The following is a 386-nucleotide window of genomic DNA, read 5'->3' as shown; positions in this document are numbered from 1 at the left end:
ATAGTGCTCCAGGCGCTGTCGGCGAAGCTGGGCATCGTCACCGGGCTCGATCTCGCCCAGGCCTGTCGCGCGCATTATCCTCCGCCTGTGCGGATGGCGCTCTGGTTGCTCTGCGAGCTTGCCATCATCGCCTGCGATCTTGCCGAAGTGATCGGCACCGCGATCGCGCTCAACCTGCTCTTCGGCATGCCGCTGGTGGCAGGCGTGATCGTCACGGCGGCGGACGTGCTGCTGATCCTCGCGCTCCAGCGTCGCGGCTTCCGCCAACTGGAAGCCTTCATCGTCGCGCTGCTACTCGTCATCGCCGGCTGCTTTGCGGTCGAGTTGGCCTGGGCGCAGCCGAGCCTGTCGGCGCTCGGCAAGGGGCTTATTCCCAGCCCCGAGAT

The 386-nt window shown here is 66.6% G+C and carries 1 protein-coding gene; it reads left to right on the top strand.

The window, feature by feature from the left end:
• Positions 1-386, top strand: a 386-nt coding sequence (locus A6F49_RS14745; protein WP_043056564.1) for an Nramp family divalent metal transporter, incomplete at both ends; no start/stop codon positions are given.

It is taken from the genome of Enteractinococcus helveticum, from assembly GCF_001657475.1.
GTDB lineage: Bacteria > Actinomycetota > Actinomycetes > Actinomycetales > Micrococcaceae > Yaniella > Yaniella helvetica.
The sequence above is the reverse complement of the archived record's forward strand: the minus strand, read 5'-3'. Positions and strand labels throughout refer to the sequence as shown.